Annotated in this window: 21 protein-coding genes; 11 read left to right on the top strand and 10 right to left on the bottom strand. The window is 58.7% G+C overall.

The window, feature by feature from the left end:
• The first annotated feature begins 154 nt into the window (after positions 1 to 154).
• Together QDT79_RS13250 and QDT79_RS13245 are read left to right on the top strand one after the other, a co-directional pair.
• Positions 155 to 379 carry a DUF2594 family protein gene (locus tag QDT79_RS13250; RefSeq protein ID WP_004927950.1) on the top strand — a complete coding sequence of 75 codons (225 nt, stop codon included), beginning with the start codon at positions 155 to 157 and terminating at the stop codon, positions 377 to 379.
• 121 nt (positions 380 to 500) lie between these two features.
• Positions 501 to 842 carry a GlpM family protein gene (locus QDT79_RS13245; protein ID WP_038875376.1) on the top strand — a complete coding sequence of 114 codons (342 nt, stop codon included), beginning with the start codon at positions 501 to 503 and terminating at the stop codon, positions 840 to 842.
• An 18-nt stretch (positions 843 to 860) separates the two neighbouring features.
• Here QDT79_RS13245 and QDT79_RS13240 read toward each other — a convergent pair whose 3' ends face one another.
• The gene (locus QDT79_RS13240) at positions 861 to 1,292 is read right to left on the bottom strand and encodes a hypothetical protein (protein WP_063989491.1); all 432 of its coding nucleotides are present in this window, start codon (positions 1,290 to 1,292) and stop codon (positions 861 to 863) included.
• Positions 1,293 to 1,461: 169 nt separating this feature from the next.
• The gene (locus tag QDT79_RS13235; RefSeq protein ID WP_130017666.1) at positions 1,462 to 1,776 is read right to left on the bottom strand and encodes a hypothetical protein; all 315 of its coding nucleotides are present in this window, start codon (positions 1,774 to 1,776) and stop codon (positions 1,462 to 1,464) included.
• A gap of 541 nt (positions 1,777 to 2,317) precedes the next feature.
• Between QDT79_RS13235 and QDT79_RS13230 the strand changes: the two genes are divergently transcribed.
• A complete protein-coding gene (locus QDT79_RS13230) occupies positions 2,318 to 2,677 on the top strand; it encodes a hypothetical protein (RefSeq protein ID WP_063989490.1) in 360 nt (119 codons plus the stop codon).
• 41 nt (positions 2,678 to 2,718) lie between these two features.
• On the opposite strand, the gene QDT79_RS13225 is transcribed toward QDT79_RS13230, so the two are convergent.
• The 4 genes from QDT79_RS13225 to QDT79_RS13210 are packed head-to-tail and all read right to left on the bottom strand — an operon-like array spanning position 2,719 to position 6,308.
• Entirely contained in the window at positions 2,719 to 3,987 is a 1,269-nt protein-coding gene (locus tag QDT79_RS13225) for an FAD-dependent oxidoreductase (RefSeq protein ID WP_308316600.1), read from the bottom strand.
• On the bottom strand, positions 3,980 to 4,240 hold the full coding sequence (locus tag QDT79_RS13220) for a (2Fe-2S)-binding protein (protein ID WP_074181190.1): 261 nt from the start codon (positions 4,238 to 4,240) through the stop codon (positions 3,980 to 3,982). The genes QDT79_RS13225 and QDT79_RS13220 overlap by 8 nt, the downstream gene beginning before the upstream one ends.
• Entirely contained in the window at positions 4,237 to 5,361 is a 1,125-nt protein-coding gene (locus QDT79_RS13215) for an NAD(P)/FAD-dependent oxidoreductase (RefSeq protein WP_308316599.1), read from the bottom strand. The genes QDT79_RS13220 and QDT79_RS13215 overlap by 4 nt, the downstream gene beginning before the upstream one ends.
• Entirely contained in the window at positions 5,361 to 6,308 is a 948-nt protein-coding gene (locus QDT79_RS13210) for a 4-hydroxyproline epimerase (protein WP_308316598.1), read from the bottom strand. The genes QDT79_RS13215 and QDT79_RS13210 overlap by 1 nt, the downstream gene beginning before the upstream one ends.
• Before the next feature lie 389 nt (positions 6,309 to 6,697).
• On the opposite strand from QDT79_RS13210, the gene QDT79_RS13205 reads away from it, so the two are divergent.
• From QDT79_RS13205 to QDT79_RS13185, 5 genes are all read left to right on the top strand, one after another.
• On the top strand, positions 6,698 to 7,552 hold the full coding sequence (locus QDT79_RS13205) for an AraC family transcriptional regulator (RefSeq protein ID WP_063989486.1): 855 nt from the start codon (positions 6,698 to 6,700) through the stop codon (positions 7,550 to 7,552).
• A gap of 209 nt (positions 7,553 to 7,761) precedes the next feature.
• Positions 7,762 to 8,682 carry a dihydrodipicolinate synthase family protein gene (locus QDT79_RS13200; protein WP_107227753.1) on the top strand — a complete coding sequence of 307 codons (921 nt, stop codon included), beginning with the start codon at positions 7,762 to 7,764 and terminating at the stop codon, positions 8,680 to 8,682.
• Between the two features lie 54 nt (positions 8,683 to 8,736).
• Positions 8,737 to 10,353, top strand: coding sequence for an aldehyde dehydrogenase (NADP(+)) (locus QDT79_RS13195; protein ID WP_308316597.1), 1,617 nt, complete (start codon positions 8,737 to 8,739; stop codon positions 10,351 to 10,353).
• Positions 10,354 to 10,397: 44 nt separating this feature from the next.
• Positions 10,398 to 11,963: an APC family permease gene (locus tag QDT79_RS13190; RefSeq protein ID WP_308316596.1), complete on the top strand. Its 1,566-nt coding sequence runs from the start codon at positions 10,398 to 10,400 to the stop codon at positions 11,961 to 11,963.
• Positions 11,964 to 11,982: 19 nt separating this feature from the next.
• A complete protein-coding gene (locus tag QDT79_RS13185) occupies positions 11,983 to 12,996 on the top strand; it encodes an Ldh family oxidoreductase (protein ID WP_107227750.1) in 1,014 nt (337 codons plus the stop codon).
• Between the two features lie 46 nt (positions 12,997 to 13,042).
• Here QDT79_RS13185 and QDT79_RS13180 read toward each other — a convergent pair whose 3' ends face one another.
• The 3 genes from QDT79_RS13180 to QDT79_RS13170 form a co-directional block, all read right to left on the bottom strand.
• Entirely contained in the window at positions 13,043 to 13,723 is a 681-nt protein-coding gene (locus tag QDT79_RS13180) for a hypothetical protein (protein ID WP_107227749.1), read from the bottom strand.
• Positions 13,724 to 13,900: 177 nt separating this feature from the next.
• Positions 13,901 to 14,329, bottom strand: coding sequence for a universal stress protein (locus QDT79_RS13175; protein WP_063989481.1), 429 nt, complete (start codon positions 14,327 to 14,329; stop codon positions 13,901 to 13,903).
• A gap of 179 nt (positions 14,330 to 14,508) precedes the next feature.
• The gene (locus tag QDT79_RS13170; RefSeq protein ID WP_107227748.1) at positions 14,509 to 15,225 is read right to left on the bottom strand and encodes an autoinducer binding domain-containing protein; all 717 of its coding nucleotides are present in this window, start codon (positions 15,223 to 15,225) and stop codon (positions 14,509 to 14,511) included.
• A 339-nt stretch (positions 15,226 to 15,564) separates the two neighbouring features.
• Between QDT79_RS13170 and QDT79_RS13165 the strand changes: the two genes are divergently transcribed.
• The 3 genes from QDT79_RS13165 (at position 15,565) to QDT79_RS13155 (ending at position 17,955) form a co-directional block, all read left to right on the top strand.
• Positions 15,565 to 16,737 carry an MFS transporter gene (locus tag QDT79_RS13165; protein WP_107227747.1) on the top strand — a complete coding sequence of 391 codons (1,173 nt, stop codon included), beginning with the start codon at positions 15,565 to 15,567 and terminating at the stop codon, positions 16,735 to 16,737.
• 107 nt (positions 16,738 to 16,844) lie between these two features.
• Complete coding sequence (locus QDT79_RS13160) at positions 16,845 to 17,411, top strand: GNAT family N-acetyltransferase (protein WP_063989478.1); 567 nt, start codon at positions 16,845 to 16,847, stop codon at positions 17,409 to 17,411.
• The gene (locus tag QDT79_RS13155) at positions 17,395 to 17,955 is read left to right on the top strand and encodes a hypothetical protein (protein WP_063989477.1); all 561 of its coding nucleotides are present in this window, start codon (positions 17,395 to 17,397) and stop codon (positions 17,953 to 17,955) included. The genes QDT79_RS13160 and QDT79_RS13155 overlap by 17 nt, the downstream gene beginning before the upstream one ends.
• Before the next feature lie 110 nt (positions 17,956 to 18,065).
• Here QDT79_RS13155 and QDT79_RS13150 read toward each other — a convergent pair whose 3' ends face one another.
• Complete coding sequence (locus QDT79_RS13150) at positions 18,066 to 18,368, bottom strand: putative quinol monooxygenase (RefSeq protein WP_130017657.1); 303 nt, start codon at positions 18,366 to 18,368, stop codon at positions 18,066 to 18,068.
• Between the last annotated feature and the right edge of the window lie 290 nt (positions 18,369 to 18,658).

Here is an 18,658-nt window from a genome sequence, read left to right as displayed (position 1 = left end):
GAGCAAGCCCGGTGCAGATGACAGACGCATGCTATGCTATACTCCGCGCCCAGTTAAATTCGCCGCCGCGCGCGGGGCAACCTTTTAGTAGCCCGCGTGCGGTGCGCCAAAGCAGCTTGTATCAGGCTACGGCCTCAAAAAATCAGGAGAGAAAATGAGCAACGTTGATTTCACTACGTCTGCAAACCCGGAAATCTTGGCGACCGAGGTTGCCTGCCTCAAAGCTACGCTGACGCTGATCTTGAAATCGATCGGCCAGGCCGACGCCGGGAAAGTTATCATCAACATGGAACGTTTCATCGCTCAGATTGAAGATCCCACCCAGGCGGAAATCTTCAAGAACAGCATTCAGCAAATCAAGCACGCTTACCGTCAGTAAGCGTTGCATCCCAGACCCGCACTTATTGTGGGTCTGCTTTTCACCGCGCTACACCACACCCCATTGATCTTGCACGTGCTTTCGGGCAGTGTGTTGACTTTCCCCCACACCCGAGACCGTTATGGGCATCCTTGTCAAAGCGCTGATCGGCGCGCTGGTCGTGGTTCTGATCGGCCTGTTGGCCAAAACGCGCAACTATTATATCGCCGGTTTAGTCCCGCTCTTTCCCACTTTCGCCCTGATTGCGCATTACATTGTCGGCAACGAGCGTTCCATCGCGGCGCTGAAAACTACGCTGATTTTCGGCATGTGGGCGGTGTTGCCCTACCTGGTATATTTGATCTCGCTTTATTTCCTGATCAACAGTTTGCGGCTGTCGTTGGCTCTGGGGGCGGCGGTATTGTGCTGGATTGCGGCAGCGTGGCTACTCATTACGCTGTGGGGGTGGTGGCAAGGGCGTTAACGCCCTTGCCAGGGCAGATTAAGGTCGCCCCGCCTGCAAAACGAAACCACGCTGCCGATCACCGGCGATACGCAGATAGCGGCTTTCACCGGCGCGCAGCGTCATCGGTATACTGCCGCCGGTCTCACGCCAAATACACAGGTTATTCTCGATCATATCTTGCCCGATACTGACCGTAATATTGCCTGGCGGTACGCGAAATTCTGCTTTCTCTTTCGACGCCAGTGAAGCGGCGAACTCCCCATTCACATAGACGCCGGTGCGGCAACTGCCCGCCAGCATTCCGCTATCGCGCACCACCACCACCGTGGCGTAAGGCGTATCCGGGATATTCTGATAAAGCATCAGACGGCTTGGGGGCGGCAATTCAGCCTGTTGCGGCGGTACGGCTTGAGTCGCACACCCCGTCAACAGTGCAGAGGCAAATAATAGCGCGGCGTAATGCTTCATCCTTAGCTCCTGAAGAAAATAATGCTTATCGTAACAAGAGATAGCTGTCTCCAGTAGCATTCATACCGCAGAGATGAAAAAATCGGATAACTTCCCACTCCCCCACAAACCTGCAGAAATAAGAAGATTCTTCATTAAAGCCCTTGAAATAAAGGCGATTCTTGCAGATTTAAAACTTGACCATGCCACGTTGGATATCTGCCGCAAAAGCACCACTGACGTAACTGAAACCATCCTGCGTGACGTAAACCCTGGTATGACCGGTCTCTGATAACACCGCCACCATATATCCCAAGCTGATCATTTCATGTGACGGAACGTTCATCGGGGTTAGAAATCCGCGCCCACGGCACCACTGATAAAAACGAGTTCGCCCATATCCCAACACGGCACCCACATCGGAGAGGTGCTTAAAAGTATCATAATCCTCTGATGATGAAGGTAAACCGTCATGACTTTCAGGCGTTTTCTTTATCCCAGACAAAATAAACTCCTTTTTGACTTTGTCGCATACGGTTATCCTTTCTCTAAAATGAATTTAAAAAATCCAAATTTAAAATGCAAATGAATTCCCTGTAACAAAAAATACTTTAACGGAAAAACCTGAAAATAAAACCCCAATAAAAAAACAGAAATAAAAAAATAGGGTATTAATACCGAGTATTAAATCCTTGGCATGGGTAAATATCCTAAATAAAAATAATAGTCAGACCAGATAAGAATATACTTAGCTTGCGTATTATTTACCTCATCAAAACGATGCAATTGCGATCGGATCATTGCGGCATAAAGAGAACGAATAAAACCAGCGCCACATCGCCCCCTTTCCTCGTGAGGCCGCAGATCTCTACAGACTTCCCTCAATGTGCCACATCCTCTCTCAGCGCGGTACTTCCTCAATCATACCTAAACAATAACTATTATCATTTCCAATTGTTCCGCCAGTTTATTACACTTTCCTACCTCGCCAGTTAGGAAAATTCCTAGGCTGCGAGCCTCAGGATAGAGAAAGAGCTAGGGACACTATGAAGAATTGCCGTTGTTTGATTGTTTTGCCGTTATTGATGTTGACCGCCTGCACTCAATGGGAAAGGCCCGGCGCGGTTGAGAGTACCCGGGATGCCGAATATGCCGAATGCCGTAGCCGCGGATACGATCGTTTTCCGCCGGACGTAGTGCGGGACGTGGAGTTCAGCTACGAAAACAAATACATGCCTTGCGAGAAGAATAAGAAAGATTGTCCATCGGGATACCGCTACGACAAGGAGCCGTCGATTAAAACAGTGCAGACCGATCGCAATCAGTCCGCCCGGGACGCCATCATCGAAGCCTGTATGTACGGCAAAGGCTGGCGAGAGAAAACCTACTATTGGCCGCAATGGTGATGTGGCGGCATTTGCCTGGGGGCGAAATGCCGCTAACCCATTCAACCGTCGTCATCACATCGGTTCAGCCCCAGTGCAACCAGCGTTTCTGTCCTGACCGGCGTTAAAGGCACACGCGGCGACGGTAAAGACCAGCCCAAAAGCTGCCTCGCCGCCGCCGCACAGATTTTTCCCTGGCATGCTCCCATACCACATCGGCTGCTCAGTTTAGCCGAGTTCCAATCCGGCTGATGGCGTACCTGTTCCAACGTAACGTCTTCGCAGCGGCACAGTAACGTTTGCGGTTTGGCCAGCGAATTCAAGCGCTCATCGAGAGCAAAGGTACTTGCCGTCGCCGTGGCGAAACGCCGCCACCGCCGCCGCTGCGCCACCATGCGCTCTGCCTTTTCCCGCTGCCCGGTGGCAGCATAACCGGCAATGGCGCCTTCGGTGAGCGCCAATTCACTGCCGCCAATGCCGGTACACTCCCCGGCGGCATAAATTTGCGCCTGGCTGGTTTGCTGAAAATGATCCACCGCTACGGCGTCGTGTTCTATCCGGCACCCCAGCAGCATCGCCAACTCAATGTTCGCCACCAGACCAAAACCGCAGGCTAACCGGTCACAGGCGATCGTTCTTTGCCGCCCGCCGTTATTGACGTGCACCGAGGTTAAACGTTCTTGCCCCAACGCCGCCAGCACCCGGTTACCGGCACGATAACGATGCGGCATCAGAGAAAACGCCTGACGCAGCTTGGCTGGCCAGCGCCACAGGCCGCCGGCAAACGCCGCCAACCGCCAAAGCGGCGCCTGCTCAGCCACCAGCACCACCTCACCGCCGGCCTGTTTCACGCTGTCCGCCACCGCCAACAGCAGCGGACCACTGCCGGCTATCACCACTCGCTCGCCGCGGATCGCCAACCCCTGCTTGATTTGCGCCTGTAGACCACCGGCGCCGGTCACCCCCGGCAGCGTCCAGCCGGGAAACGGCAACAACAGTTCACGCGCGCCATTGCATAAAATCAGCTTCTGATAGCGAATCACGCCGCAGCCTTCGGCGTCTTCATAGGCCAATCGGTTAGCGCCACACTGCGCCACCAGCTTGCAGCCGGACTGCAGCGCAATATTTTCCCTCGTCGCCACCGCCTGCCGATAGCGGTTCGCCGTTTCAGGCAACGCCACCTGCGGTCCATCGCGCCAGATTTGCCCACCGGGATGCGGATTATCATCAATCATTCGCACCTGGCCACCACTTTCCGCCGCGGCCAGCGCCGCCGCCTGGCCGGCCGGACCGGCACCGACGATCAGCACCTCACAATTGAAGTTACTCATCATCGCTCCTCTCAATGCGCATGCCGGCTTGGCACAGCGTTTGGCACGCCAGGCGACGCAGACCGTTAATGGTCACCCGGCACTCCTGACAAACGCCCATGCCGCAAAAGGGGGCGCGCGGTTGGTGTGAAACAGATAACCGACAACGATCGTCACCGCACAGGCTGAGTGCCGCAGCAACGCTGAGCCCAACCGGTACCCGCCGGTGCTCTCCATCGATACTCAACGAGAGCGTATTTTGTCTTTCATTCATACAGGCAGCTCCTTGGCGGCTAACACCCGCGCCGCCAAATACGGGGAAACGTCAATTTCCGGCGTTTGCCGGCCGATCTGCGCAGTAATCAGCGCGGCGCTGCCGAGGGCAGTCGTGACGCCCAATCCCTCGTGCCCCAGCGCCAGCCACAGCCAGGAATGCTGCGGATGCGCGCCTAACAGCGGCAGCCCGTCAGCAGAGGCGGCGCGCAGCCCGGTCCAGCAGCGAATGATGTTCATCTGCGCTAATGCGGGCAAGAAATGCTGCGCACGCGTGAGCATTGCCGCCAACAGCGGCATGTCCAACGCCGAATCGACGGCGTCGAACTGGCGGGAAGAACCGATCAGCCATTGCCCGGTGGGCCGCGCCTGTACATTGAATGCCACCGACGTGCCGTCGCTGGCATGCGCGCTGGCGCCATATCCCAGCTCCACCAACTGATGACGCACCCGAGGCGGGTAGCGATCGGTAATCGCCAGATGGCCCTTCTTGGCGTGAAGCAAAGTCTGCGGCAATAGGCTATTGGCCCTAAGGCCGCAGGCCAGGACTACCCGCGGCGCAGCCAGGTGCCTGCCGTCCACCAGCCGCACTGCCCCTTCATCCAGCACTGCCGCCTCGCCATGCACCACGTCGATCGCCGCACCACCGTCGGCCAACAGCCAGCGAGCCGCGAGCGGCGCATACAGAATGCCGTCGCCCGGCACCCGCAACCCACCGGCCAGGCCGTGCCGCAGCATCGGCTCCATCGCGGCGATCTGCTCCGCCGTCAGCAGCTCCGCAGCCACGCCCTGCTCCGCCAGCCGCGTCCGCTTTTGCTCGGCGATGACCATTTCATCCGCTTTATCCGCCAGCCATAGCGTTCCGCAGCCGCGCCAGGCACACGCTTGCGGCATGCGCCCCGTCACTTCACGCCATAACCGCAGCGAATAAGCGCTCAACGCCAGCTCGGCCGGATTGTCGTCCATGCACACCAGATGCCCCATGCCAGCGGCGGTGGCGCCGGCGCGGCGATCGTCCACTACCGAAACACGATACCCTTCCCGCGCCAGCCGCCAGGCACAGGCAGCGCCGATGATGCCGGCGCCGATCACGATGACATCAGCTCCCCGCTCGGCGCCCATCAGCGTATTCCCCAAACAAAGGGATCGCGTTCGTCGAGCAGCAGTTGGCTATCGGCGCACACATAGGCCTGCCCGCGAATAAAGGGGGTAATGCGATCGCCATTCCGGTGATAGTAGGCCTGAAATTCGCTGCCGATCACGCTGGCCTGCCGCCACTGCGTGTCCGGCGGCAGCTTGTCGTCCGCCGCCAGGCACGCCAGTTTGGCGCTGGTGCCGGTGCCGCACGGAGAACGGTCATAGGCTTTGCCGGGGCACAGCACGAAGCTGCGGCTGTCGGCCTGCGGATCGTCACCGAACAGTTCGATATGGTCTATCACCCCGCCGTCTTCACCGCGGATGCCCGCCTGATCCAACGCCTGCCGCACCGCCCAGGAGAACGCGGTCAATGCCTCCAGATTTTGTTTATCGATGGGCAACGGCGACTCACCGATCAGGAAGAACCAGTTACCGCCCCAGGCGATGTCACCCGTCACCGGTCCGTAACCCGCAACCTCAAGCCGCACCTGGCGGCGGTAACGATAAGCCGCCACGTTCTCTACCGTGACGCTGCCGTCGTCATGCAGCGTGGCGTTTACCGGGCCGACCGGGGTCTCGATCAGATGGCGACCGGCGTGGATGCGCCCCAGGTGCGCCAGCGAAGCAATCAGCCCGATAGTGCCGTGCCCGCACATGCCCAGATAGCCGCTGTTGTTAAAGAAGATCACCCCAGCGGTGGCCTGTGGCGAACAGGGGCGACACAGCAACGCCCCCACCAGCACGTCATTGCCGCGCGGTTCGAGCATCACCGCGCAGCGCCAATCGTCATAATGTTGCGCGAAACACGCCCGCCGTTCCGCCATGCTGCCCTCGCCGAGATCGGGAAAACCTTCCACGATCAGACGGGTCGGCTCTCCGCCGGTATGAGAATCGATCGCCCGCAAAGCGGTGATATGCGCAGAAAGTGCCATCGGCGTCTCCTGAGTTAATGAGATGTTACCAATGGCATTAGCCTGAACGAATGTGAGCATAACGGCTTGATGCGTTTCGGCGCGGCGAATGAAGAAATCAGCACAGTGACAAAAGTCAGGCCTGACGCGTCGCGGGTATGTGCTTAGCGAATGCCATAACAATGACTTATTTATCATATTGTTATTTTCATGCTAAACCTTTGTGTAGCGAGAAACCCCGCAGTTTTCAAGCAACTGCCAAACTCCGCCCGGCAAAAGTATGCGGCAATCCGCATATTTGGCAGCCGGCCGGAAATAGCGCTTGCTTCGTTACATAAAAGTTAATATTGATGCGAAAGCGCCAACCTGGCCCGCCTGTTTTTCCGGCTAACGACCGAAAAGGGACTGTTATGCGATCCACTTCAGACTATCAGCCTCCGGTTTCTCTCTCGCCGCCTTCGCTTGTGGGACTGCCGGAGCAAGAGGACGTTTTTGCCGTCGAACATCTGTCGCGCCTGTGCGACGGACTGGCGCAGCAGCGCCCGAATAACCTGCACGATCTGCTGAATACGCTGGCGCTGATCGCGCCGCTGCTGAACGCGATTCCCAACGTGGTGTTCTTTATCAAAGACGCCCAGGCTCGCTACCTGCTGGCCAACCTGACGCTGGCCAGGCGCTGCGGTTTCAAAACCGTCACGCCGCTGCTGGGCAAGACCTCCGCCGACGTTTTTCCCGCTCAGCTTGGATCCGGCTACACCGAGCAGGATCTGCGGGTATTGCGCCACGGCGTGCTGATCCAGGATCAGCTGGAGATGCACCTGTACAATGGCCGAGAAACCGGCTGGTGCCTGACGCAAAAGCTGGCGCTGTATGACGCGCAGGGAAAAATCATCGGTATGGCGGGTATTTCTCACGATCTGCAGGAGGCCAGGGCCAATCACCCGGCCTACCAACGGCTGGCGGCGATCGACGTGCACATCCGCCGCCACTATGCCCGACCGATCGCGCTTGAAGAGCTGACGGCGCTGACCGGGTTGTCGGTGGCGCAGATCGAACGCTACTGCAAACGTATCTTCCACCTCACCCCACGGCAGATGATCCATAAAGTGCGGCTGGAAAAAGCCACGGAACTGCTGGCCGGCGATCTGCCGATCACCGACATCGCGCTGCTGTGCGGCTACACCGATCACAGCGCATTCAGCCGTCAATTCAAAGCGATGACCGGCTCTACGCCGCGCGATTTCCGCCTGACGCTTTCCGCTTAATGCGCTGATTTATCTGGTTAAGCCCCCTCTTTTCACGGTGCACCAGCGCCCGGTTTTTTCACGTCCGCTTTTCGGCGCCATTGTGCCAATTTCGTCGCGGCAATCGGTGAAAAGCGTCAAGCCTCCCCACGCAATACCGGTCAATCTGTCGGTGAGCCTTACCAAAGATTCACTTTTCATTAACACTTTCGGACGACAGGACAAACACGATGAGCCATAAAGCCATAAGCTGGAGCGGCGTATTCCCGGCGGTGACGACCCAGTTCCGCAACGATTTCTCTTTGGACCTCGACGCCACCCATACGGTGATCAAAAACCTGGTACGCGACGGCGTCTCCGGCCTGGTGGTGTGCGGCACCGTCGGTGAAAACACCTCGATGACGGTGCAAGAGAAGCTGGCGGTGATCGAAGTGGCGAGAGACGCCGCCGACGGTAAAGTGCCGGTGATCGCCGGCATCGCCGAGTTCACCACCGCCTTCGCGCAGAACATGGCGCGTGAAGCGCAAAAGGCCGGCGTCGACGGGATTATGGTGATGCCGGCGCTGGTCTACTCCGCCAAACCGCACGAAACCGCCGCGCATTTCCGCAGCGTCGCCGGCGCGACCGATCTGCCGATCATGGTCTACAACAACCCTCCCATTTACAAAAATGACGTCACGCCAGACATTCTGACCTCGCTGGTCGACTGCGAGAACATCGTGTGTTTCAAAGACTCGTCGGGCGACACCCGCCGCTTTATCGACCTGCGCAACGAAGTCGGCGATCGCTTCGTGCTGTTCGCCGGGTTGGACGATGTGGTGCTGGAAAGCATCGCCGTCGGCGCGCAAGGCTGGATCTCCGGCATGTCGAATGCTTTCCCGCGCGAAGGAGAAACGCTATTCCGGCTGGCGAAGGAAAAACGCTATGAGGAAGCGTTGGCGCTGTACAGCTGGTTTATGCCACTGCTGCACCTCGATGCCCGCCCCGATCTGGTGCAGTGCATCAAACTCTGCGAACAGCGGGTCGGCCGCGGCAGCGCCGTCACTCGTCCGCCGCGCCTGGCGCTGCAGGGCGAGACGCTCACCGAGATCAATGCCGTGATCGATAAAGCGCTGGCCACTCGCCCTGCGCTGCCGAACGTCGGCCTGTAACGCCTTCACCGCCCGGCCATGCCGGGCGTCATGCTTTCTCTACCGGGGGAACCGATGCCCAACGATCGCTACGCCGCCATCAGCGGCCAACAATTTATCGGCGGCCAACGCCGCGCCGAAGGGGAAGCGGCGCTGCTCAGCCTGCGCGCCGACGACGGTCAGCCGACCGGCTACCGCTTCCACCAGGCCACGGCGGCAGAAACCGCCGCCGCCGCAGAAGCTGCCGCCGCGGCCTTTGCACCTTATTCGCAGCTCAGCGCGGAACAACGCGCGAAATTTCTCGACACCATTGCCGAGGAGTTAGACGCGTTGGATGAGGATTTCTTCGCCTTAGCCATGCAGGAAACCGCCTTGCCGCCGGCGCGGTTGAGCGGCGAACGCGCCAGAACCAGCGGCCAGATGCGGCTGTTCGCTACGCTACTGCGGCGCGGCGACGTCGAGGGCGTGCGCATCGACTGCGTGCTGCCGCAACGCTCCCCCCAGCCGCGCCCCGATCTACGTCAATACCGCACGGCGCTCGGCCCGGTGGCGGTATTCGGTGCCAGCAACTTCCCGCTGGCGTTCTCCACCGCGGGTGGCGATACCGCCGCCGCGCTCGCCGCCGGCTGCCCGGTCGTGTTCAAGGCGCACAGCGGCCATATGATCACCGCCGAGCTGACCGCTCAGGCGATCGAGCGCGCCCGGAAACGCACGGGGATGCCTGCCGGCGTCTTCAACATGATCTTCGGCAACCGCGTGGGAGCCGACCTGGTACAACATCCGGCGATTCAGGCCGTGGGATTCACCGGCTCGCTGCAAGGCGGTCGAGCGCTCTTCGATCTGGCGATGCAACGCCCTCAACCTATCCCGGTCTTCGCCGAAATGTCGAGCATCAACCCGGTCGTGATCCTGCCACAGGCGCTGGCGCGGCGCGGGCAGCACATCGCGCAGGAACTGGTCTCTTCCTTTACGCTCGGTTGCGGTCAGTTCTGCACCAAGCCCGGCGTGATCGTCGCGCTGCGCGGCGGCGCCTTCGATCGGCTGGCCGAAGCGATGAGCGCCTTGGTCAACGCCGCCGAGCCGCAGCCGATGCTGAATACCGGTACGCTGGAGCATTACCGTCACGGGCTGGCAGCCCTCGATGCGCACCCGGGTATGCGCCGTCTGGCGGGCCGCAGTGAAACGCCCCCTCATCGGGCGACGGCACAGCTGTATCAAGCGGAGGAGGCACTGCTGCTGCAGGCCGATCCGCTGCTGCAACAGGAGGTCTTCGGCCCGGCCAGCATCCTCGTCGCTGTAGATAGCGAAGTGCAGCTGCATGCGGCGCTGGCGGCATTGCAAGGTCAGTTAACCGCTACGCTGCTGGCGGATGACGGCGATCTCGATACGGCTGCCGAGCTGACGACACTGTTGGCACGCAAAGCCGGTCGGGTGCTGTTCAACGGGTATCCGACCGGGGTAGAAGTGTGCGACGCCATGGTGCACGGCGGCCCCTACCCGGCGACCAGCGACGCACGCGGCACCTCGGTCGGCACGTTGGCCATCGAACGTTTCCTGCGGCCGGTCTGTTTGCAAAACACCCCTGCGGCGCTGTTGCCGCCACCGCTGCAGGACGCCAACCCGCTCAACCTGCTGCGGCTGGTGAACGGCGTTTTCACCCGAGATCCCCTGATTTCACCTGCCCAAAATTAGCCCGGCCGCATCTGCCTGCCACTCAATAACAAAAGGGTAATACCATGACAACCCAAGGCAAATTCAAGAAGCAGCTTACGCTCACCGATCTGACGTTCATCGGTCTGGGCGCCATCTTCGGCTCCGGTTGGCTGTTCGCCGCCAGCCATGTCTCCTCCATCGCCGGCCCGGCCGGCATCTATTCCTGGCTGATCGGCGGCCTGGCGGTGCTGCTGCTCGGCATCGTCTACTGCGAGCTGGGCGCCGCCCTGCCGCGCGCCGGCGGCATCATTCGCTATCCGGTGTTCTCGCACGGCGAACTGATGGGTTATCTGCTGGGGTTTATCACGCTGATCGCCTTCTCCAGCCTGATTGCCATCGAAGTCGTCGCTGCCCGGCAATACGCCGCCGCCTGGTTCCCATTCCTCAGCCAGCCGGGTTCCGGCGACCCTACGCCGATCGGCTGGCTGGTGCAGCTGGCGCTGCTGTGCTTTTTCTTCGCGCTCAACTATTACAGCGTCAAAACCTTCGCTAAATCCAATAACCTGATCAGCGTGCTGAAGTTTCTGGTGCCGCTGCTGGTGATCGTGGTGTTGTTCAGCTTTTTCAAACCGGAAAACCTGCACAGCCAGGGCTTTGCCCCCTTCGGTTCAGCCGGGGTTGAGGCCGCCATTTCCGCCGGTGGCATCATCTTCGCCTACCTCGGCCTGACGCCGATCATTTCGGTCGCCAGCGAGGTGCAAAGGCCGCAGCGCACCATTCCCATCGCGCTGATCCTGTCGGTGGTGCTGTCCACCATCATCTATGTGCTGCTGCAAATAGCGTTTCTCGGCAGTATCCCCAGTGAGATGCTGAGCGGCGGCTGGGCCGGCATCAGCCAACAGTTCTCCCTGCCGTTTCGCGATATCGCCATCACGCTGGGCATGGGGTGGCTGGCATTTCTGGTGGTCAGCGACGCGATCGTTTCGCCGAGCGGCACCGGCAACATCTATATGAACGCCACGCCTCGCGTGATCTACGGTTGGGCGCGCACCGGCACCTTCTTCAAACTGTTCACCCGGGTGGATGGCGAGTCCGGCATTCCCCGCCCGGCGCTGTGGCTGACCTTCGCTCTCTCGGTATTCTGGACGCTGCCGTTCCCGTCGTGGGAAAAGCTGATCGGCGTGGTGTCCGCCGCGCTGGTGCTGAGCTACGCCATCGCCCCGGTCACCGCCGCCGGGCTGCGGCGCAATGCGCCCGATATGCCGCGTCCGTTCCGGGTGCGCGCTTTCTGCGTACTCGGCCCGCTGTCGTTTATCATTTCGGCGCTGATCGTATTCTGGTCCGGCTGGGATACCGTTTCCTGGCTGCTCGGCTTGCAGATCCTAATGTTCTTCATCTACATCCTGTTCAAGAATCAGGTGCCGACCCACGCCGTTAGCCTTCGGCAGCAAATTTGGTCCTCGCTGTGGCTGATCGTCTTCTATGCGCTGGTGATCGCACTCTCTTACCTCAGCAGCTTCGGCGGCATCGGCGCCATTGCCCACCCGTGGGACACCCTCACCATGGCGGTGATTGCGCTGGCGGTTTACTACTGGGGCGCCTATACCTGTTTACCCCAGGCCAATTTTATCGGCGATGAAGAAGAATGAACCCAGGGAGGACATCGAAATGACATCCATGCACGTTCTGTCGCTGGAACAGGCTTATCAACTGGCGTTGAGCACGCTGCGCAGCAACGGTTTCAATCAGGTGCATGCCGAGGCGGTAGCTCAAAATGTCACCCAGGGCGAACGCGACGGCTGCGCTTCGCACGGGCTGTATCGACTATTGGGCTGTGTGCGATCGCTGCGGGCAGGCAAGGTTTCTGCCGATGCGATGCCCAGGTTGCTCGACCAGGCGCCAGCCATCTTGCGTGCCGACGCCGGCGGCGCGTTTTCCCTGCTGGCCTACCGCACCGCTCTGCCGGCCTTTATCGAGAAGGTGCGAACCAACGGTATCGCCGCGCTGGCGATCAACCGCTGCGTGCACTTCTCCGCGTTGTGGGCCGATATCGAACCGCTAACCGAGCAGGGGTTGGTGGCCTTGGCCTGCACGCCCAGCCATGCGTGGGTGACGCCGGCCGGCGGTTCGCGCCCGCTGTTCGGCACCAACCCCATCGCCTTCGGCTGGCCGCGCTCGGATCGGCCGCCGTTTTTGTTCGACATGGCCACCAGTGCGGCGGCGCGCGGCGAAATCGAATTACACCGCCGTGCAGGCACCCCGCTGCCTGAAGGCTGGGGCATTGATAAGGCAGGCAATCCGTCCACCGATGCAGCCAGCGTGTTGGAGGGCGCGATGCTGGCCTTCGGCGGACATAAGGGCTCGGCGCTGGCGGCGATGGTTGAGTTGTTGGCCGGGCCGCTGATCGGCGATATGACCAGCAAGGAATCGCTGGCCTACGACGACGGCACCGGTTCGTCGCCTTACGGCGGTGAGCTGATCATCGCGTTGGATCCTGAGCGTTTTCTCGGTGCGGATAAGGCCAAATATTTCGCCAGCGCAGAGGCGATGTTTGCCGATATGCTGGCGCAAGGCGCACGCATCCCCGGCGAACGCCGTTATCGGCAGCGGCGCCAGAGCGAACAAGACGGCGTGAAAATTCCCAGGACGTTGTACGACGAAATAGTGGCACTGTGCGATTAGCACCGGATTGATTCTCCCGCGCCGGCAATCCGGCGCGGGGAGAGGCTTATCCTGCCTGAGCCAGATCGCTGTGCAGGCGCTTGCGCCACACCGGTTTGGTGTCCCAGCGAGCGAAGTGTTTCGCCTCTTTACCCGGCTGCACCTGGTGCCACATATCTTCTTGCCACCGGATCGGTTCCTTTCCTCGCAACGTTGGGCGGGTCTGTTTAATCGTCCGTTGCAAGACGTCCGCTTCCTCAGCGGTAATGGGCGGCGCCTGTCTGGCGGCGTCCAGCGCACGGCTTCCCAGCGGCGCCATCACCCGATACAACACGTTGACCTGCTGCAGCGTCGCCTGCTGATTAGTGCTCATCCCCTTACCCGACCAACCGTCGAAGTTTTCACCGGGATCGTCCCCCTGCGCGCGATACTCATTACCTGGCCCCTCGACGATATTCCATCCTTGCCAGGTCACCAGAGTGTGTAATCCATCGCGATCCTGCAGGTTTTTATTCTTGATCTGTTTGAGCACTTCGGCGCGGTTTGGCACACCGATAAGGTTCATAAACTCGTCCAGCGCGTCCCAATGCTGCCCCGCCACCAAACCATTCCAGACATTCCGCAAACAGTTCCAGGGAATGGTGTGATGCCAGGTCAGCGTGATAAGCGGTTTGGTTGACGCATGTTGCCAACGGCTCGGTTCACTGCCCCGATCGCCCCTGATAATCCCATCAACTTCTAATGGCATAGCTGCCCCTCTTCTGGCTGAGATGAAGAATATGCGCAAGGCCAGTGGCCCGGTTGGCATAAAAACGTCAGCTAAAATCGTAGCAGCTCAGGCTGAGATGGCAATAAAACGCAAGGCACGCTCTGCAGCCGACAGGCAACCACAGAACGCGCCCGAAAACGGCGGGCTTAAGACGGATTATCTGACCACCATCACCGAAATATTGGCATGGCGAACGATAGCGGCGGCGTTAGACCCCAGCAGATAGGTTTTCACGCTCGGGCGACGCGAACCGATGATGATCAGATCGGCGTCGATCTCTTCCGCCAGTTCTAACACCTGATCGCGCGCGGAACCGAAGCTGACGGTGTAATTGAGGCGATCCAACGGCAGATCGATTTCCGACATGACTTTCTTCAGTTTATCCACCGCCTTCACTTCCGCCTGATTCTCAAACTCCTTGAGACCGAACGAATAGGCAGTAACAAACGCCGAGGCATCCGGCAGCGCATGGAAGAAGTGCACTTTAGCGCCGGACATCTTCGCCAAATATTCCACATGCTTCAGCGCATGCTCGGTTAACAGATCTTCTTCAATATCGATCGGCACTAAAATAGTCTTGTACATATCACATCCTTTCTATGTAAACCGGGTGCCTACAGAGTACTGCCGCGCGCGGGCGCGGTGAATCGCTTTATCACGCTTTTGTGATCGGGGGTAAATACTGATAAGGATAACTCTTAATTTAACAAAATATAAACATCACACCGAAAACGGATAGGCGCTTAATTATTTATTACTCGAGATTAAATCAGCTGTAAATAAACCGCTTTGGCAGTGGCGGCGGTCTTATTGGCGACAGAAAGTTTTTTAATCGAGTTGCCGATGTGGAAATTGATCGTACGCTCGCTCACCCCCATCAATAGCGCGATCTCTTCCGCCGTTTTCCCTTCGCTGCACCAACGTAAAATGTCTTTTTCGCGCAGCGTCAGCACGTCTTTTATCGCGTCGTCATTCACCGATATCAAGGCTTCACGCAGCGTTTTATGGGCGGCTTGCGCCAGCCAAAGGAAAAAGGTTTCATTTGCCGCGCGCGCTTGTGGTGTTTGCTCCGGTAGCGCTTTGCCAGCAAACGTCAGGATCCCCAGCCGGCCATAGCAATCCTTGACCGATTGCGACCAACCGGCGCACAGGCCAAACTGCGCCATATGCCGCCAAAGCGTCGGCCGCTCGTGATAAAAGCTTTCGTCCCACTGGAACTGCAGTGTGGAGTGGTGAGCGCGCTCAATAACCGGATCCTGCAAGTATACCCGCTGCCGCCGATAATCCTCGAGATAGCTCGCTGAAAAATTCCCTTCGATCAGCATCTTGGGGCGGCTGGCCGGATAACAGGAAAACACGATGTAGGAGAAATAATCAAACCCCAATGCCTCGGCGCAGGGCTCCAGCTGCGTCAAAAAGCATTCGCGATCGGCCAGGCTGCCTATCACATCTGCCATGAGCCGTTGAGTGCGGGTATCCATAACGCAGGTTCTCCAGATAGCGATGCCGATTTATCGATAGGTCAGACTCACTATAGAATATCGTCGCCCGGCGCCAGTAGCCGTTTCATATAATAAAAAACACCAACGCTATAACGAAAAAAGCTATTCCCATTAAAATAAGCCTTTTATTGCGTCGAAGAGGAAAACTACGCGAATAGCATAATCTCTTCAGGTCGTAAACCTGTCATTCCTGTCATGGACAGCGCCATCTGTCCGCCATTACTTTTTCTGTGATGCTGAGTTTGATGAATAACTGCCGCCAAGCCGAAAATAATGGCGGCGTGCCACGATAGAAAACGAACATATCAGGAATACAGAATGAGATTAACGGACTATAACGGCCATCTGTTCACGCTCTGTCTGATGGCGACCGGCACATTCGCCATCGGCACCGACGCCTTTATCGTCGCCGGCGTGCTCAGCGACATTTCCGATACCTTTGCCGTCAGCCCCGCGCAAGCGGGGCAGTTGATATCGGTATTCGCGTTGGCTTATCTGTTGTTCGCACCGCTGACTGCCTGGCTACTCGGCAACGTCAACCGCAAGCATATCCTGCAGTTGGCGCTGGTGCTGTTCATCGTCGGCAACCTGGCCTGTGTCTGGGCCAACAGCTACCTGCAGATCGCGTTCGGCAGAGTGCTGGCCGCATTGGGAGCGGCCTGTTACACGCCGCAGGCCGCCGCAGCAGCGGTGGGGCTGGTGGCGGAAAAACGCCGCGGCCTGGCCATTTCCATCGTCTATGGCGGCATGACGTTGGCTATTGCGCTCGGTATTCCATTCGGTACCTTTCTCGCCAAACTGATCGGCTGGCGTGAAATCTTCCTGTTTATCGCCCTGTTGGGGGCGATTGCGCTGCTGGGCCTTTCGCTGGCGCTGCGCGCCATTGCGCCACCAGGCAAGCATTCTCTGAAAGAGCAGCTCGCCCCGCTGCGGCAAAAGGCGGTGCTGACTACGCTACTGATTACCTTTTTTGCCGTTTGCTCGGAACACATCGTCTATAGCTACGTCAGCGTGTTGCTGAAAAACACCCAGTTCGGCCCGCAGGCGATCCTGCCCCCCGCGCTGCTGGTGTTCGGCATTGGCGCGGTGATCGGTAATTTTGCCTCCGGCGCGTTAACCGATGCCCTTGGCAGCAAGTTCGTGCTGCTGCTTTCCGTGGCGATCCAGACGCTGTCCCTGTTTCTGCTGGCCTTTTATGTCACATCCCCTTGGTGGGTGCTGGCCATCTTTATGGTCTGGGGTATCACCGGCTGGATGTATCTGGTGCCGATCCAGCACCACCTGTTGTCGCTGTCGAAACGCTTTGGCGCGCTGACCGTGTCGCTCAACAGCTCGGTGCTGTACGCCGGCATCGCGGCGGGCGGCATGCTGGGCGGCCTGACGCTCTACGCGCTGCCGGCCTATTACCTGCCGCTGTTTTCACTGCCGTTCGGCGCCATCGCCCTGCTGCTGACGCTGATCTTTTTTCAGGGAAACACCCCCGACGAGTGAACGATGACCGACTTTCCTCACCTTTTTCCACAGCTCATTTTACGCAGCCCGCCTCTCGGCGCTGGGCTACACTGCCGGTAGCCCTAATGCGCTGATAAGGAAAAATAATGCGCCTTTTGCCTCTGCAGACCCCCAGGCTGATCCTGCGCCCGTTCACGGCTGACGATCTGCCCCACTTTACCGCCTACCGTCGCCACCCAGACGTAGCGCGCTACCAAAGCTGGAGCGACTACAGCGCCGCCGATGCGCAGGCCTTTTTCGAACGGCAACGGCGGCTCGCATTCAACCGCGACGACAGCTGGTTTCAACTGGCGGTCGAGCACCGGGAGGACAGTGCGTTGCTCGGCGATGTCGCGGTGCATTTCTTCGATGCGGGGCGCCAGGCTGAACTGGGCGTGACCTTCGCGCCCAGCCATCAGCGGCAAGGGCTGGCACGCGAGGCGCTAAACGCCGTCATCGCTCTGCTGTTCGGGCCGCTGGCGAAGCACCGCATTACCGCGGTGGTGGACGCGCGTAATCTTCGCGCCGCCGCGCTGTTCGGCAAGCTGGGCTTTCGTCGTGAGGCCTGCTGGCGGCAAAACGTATTTTTCAAAGGCGCATGGGGCGACGAATTCGGTTTCGCCCTGCTGCAAAGCGAATGGCGGGAGAATGAAAAACATGGCGCTGTTGAATAAATACCTTGGGCAATACCAGTTCTCGGAGCAGCATGCGATTGCCATCGCCGCGCCGCAGGCTCGGATCCTGGCGGCCGTGGCCGCTTACGATCCCAAACACGATCGTTTCTTCCGCAGCATGATAGCGCTGCGCGAATTGCCCGCGCGGCTGATGCCACGCGATAAGCCCAGCCAGCCGCCGTTTGGCCTGCATAACTTTTGCCTGCTTGAGCAGGATGACAGCGCGTTGGTCTATGGCCTGATCGGCCGCTTTTGGCAGGCTGAATACGGCCTGGAGCAGGTCGCTGACGGGGCGGGCTTTCTGGCCTTCGCTCAGCCCGGCGTCGCCAAACTGGCGCTGGGTTATATCGTGAATCCTCTCGAGGGCGGGCGCTGTCGTCTGGTGACGGAAACGCGTATCTTCTGCCCCGACGACGCCAGCCGGCGGCGGTTTACCCCGTATTGGTATGCTATTCGCCTGGTGAGCGGGTTGATACGGCGCCGTATGTTGCGCGCCATTAAAATCGCCAGCGAAAAGCAGGCAGTGAATCATTCATCAAGCTGATTTATTTAAGAGCATTCTTAGAGAATGAAAATCATTACCAGCCTATTTTTTAATCACAAGAAGACAGTAGTGAGAAGCCATTGACCCCGCCCCCTGCGGGGATTTTTTCGTCATTTATCACCTGTTTCAGGAAATGCGTGCATAAACAGGAAGGTACAAGGCTTGCGCTGATAGTGATTGATCTGCGGCACCAGCCGGGTGAAATGCTCGGTCTGACAATGCGCATCCAGGGCGGCGCGATCCGGCCAGCTTTCGATAAAAATAAAATGCCCGGGGTCCTGCTGGTCGATGCACAGCTCATAACGGATGCACAGCGGCTCTTGACGGGTTTTCTCCACCAGCTCGCGATACCATGGCATAACGGTTTCAATGTGTTCCGGGTGAATAAAATCTTCAGCGATGACCTTCAGCATGTTGCGCTCCTGCATTCTGTTTTGCCGTGCCTCACCTTATCGTCCTCCCTCTCGAGATGAAAGCGACCTACTCCAGGTCTATCACTGGGTTGCCAATTCGGTGATAGCGCACACAGATCTCGATCAAAGCGCTTGAACGCGCCATAGCCCTGTGTGAACGTTTGGTTAACAAAAAAGCAACACACCATTCACCATGGTGATGTTTGCATCAGCCTGCCGACCCGATACGCGGCGTTTTTTTCGCCTTTAAAGGCCTGACCATTAGTCCTTTAGACCTTTAAAACTCACGA

The sequence above is a fragment of the Serratia marcescens genome, from assembly GCF_029846115.1.
In the GTDB taxonomy this organism is placed as follows: Bacteria; Pseudomonadota; Gammaproteobacteria; order Enterobacterales; family Enterobacteriaceae; genus Serratia; species Serratia marcescens_L.
The sequence above is the reverse complement of the archived record's forward strand: the minus strand, read 5'-3'. Positions and strand labels throughout refer to the sequence as shown.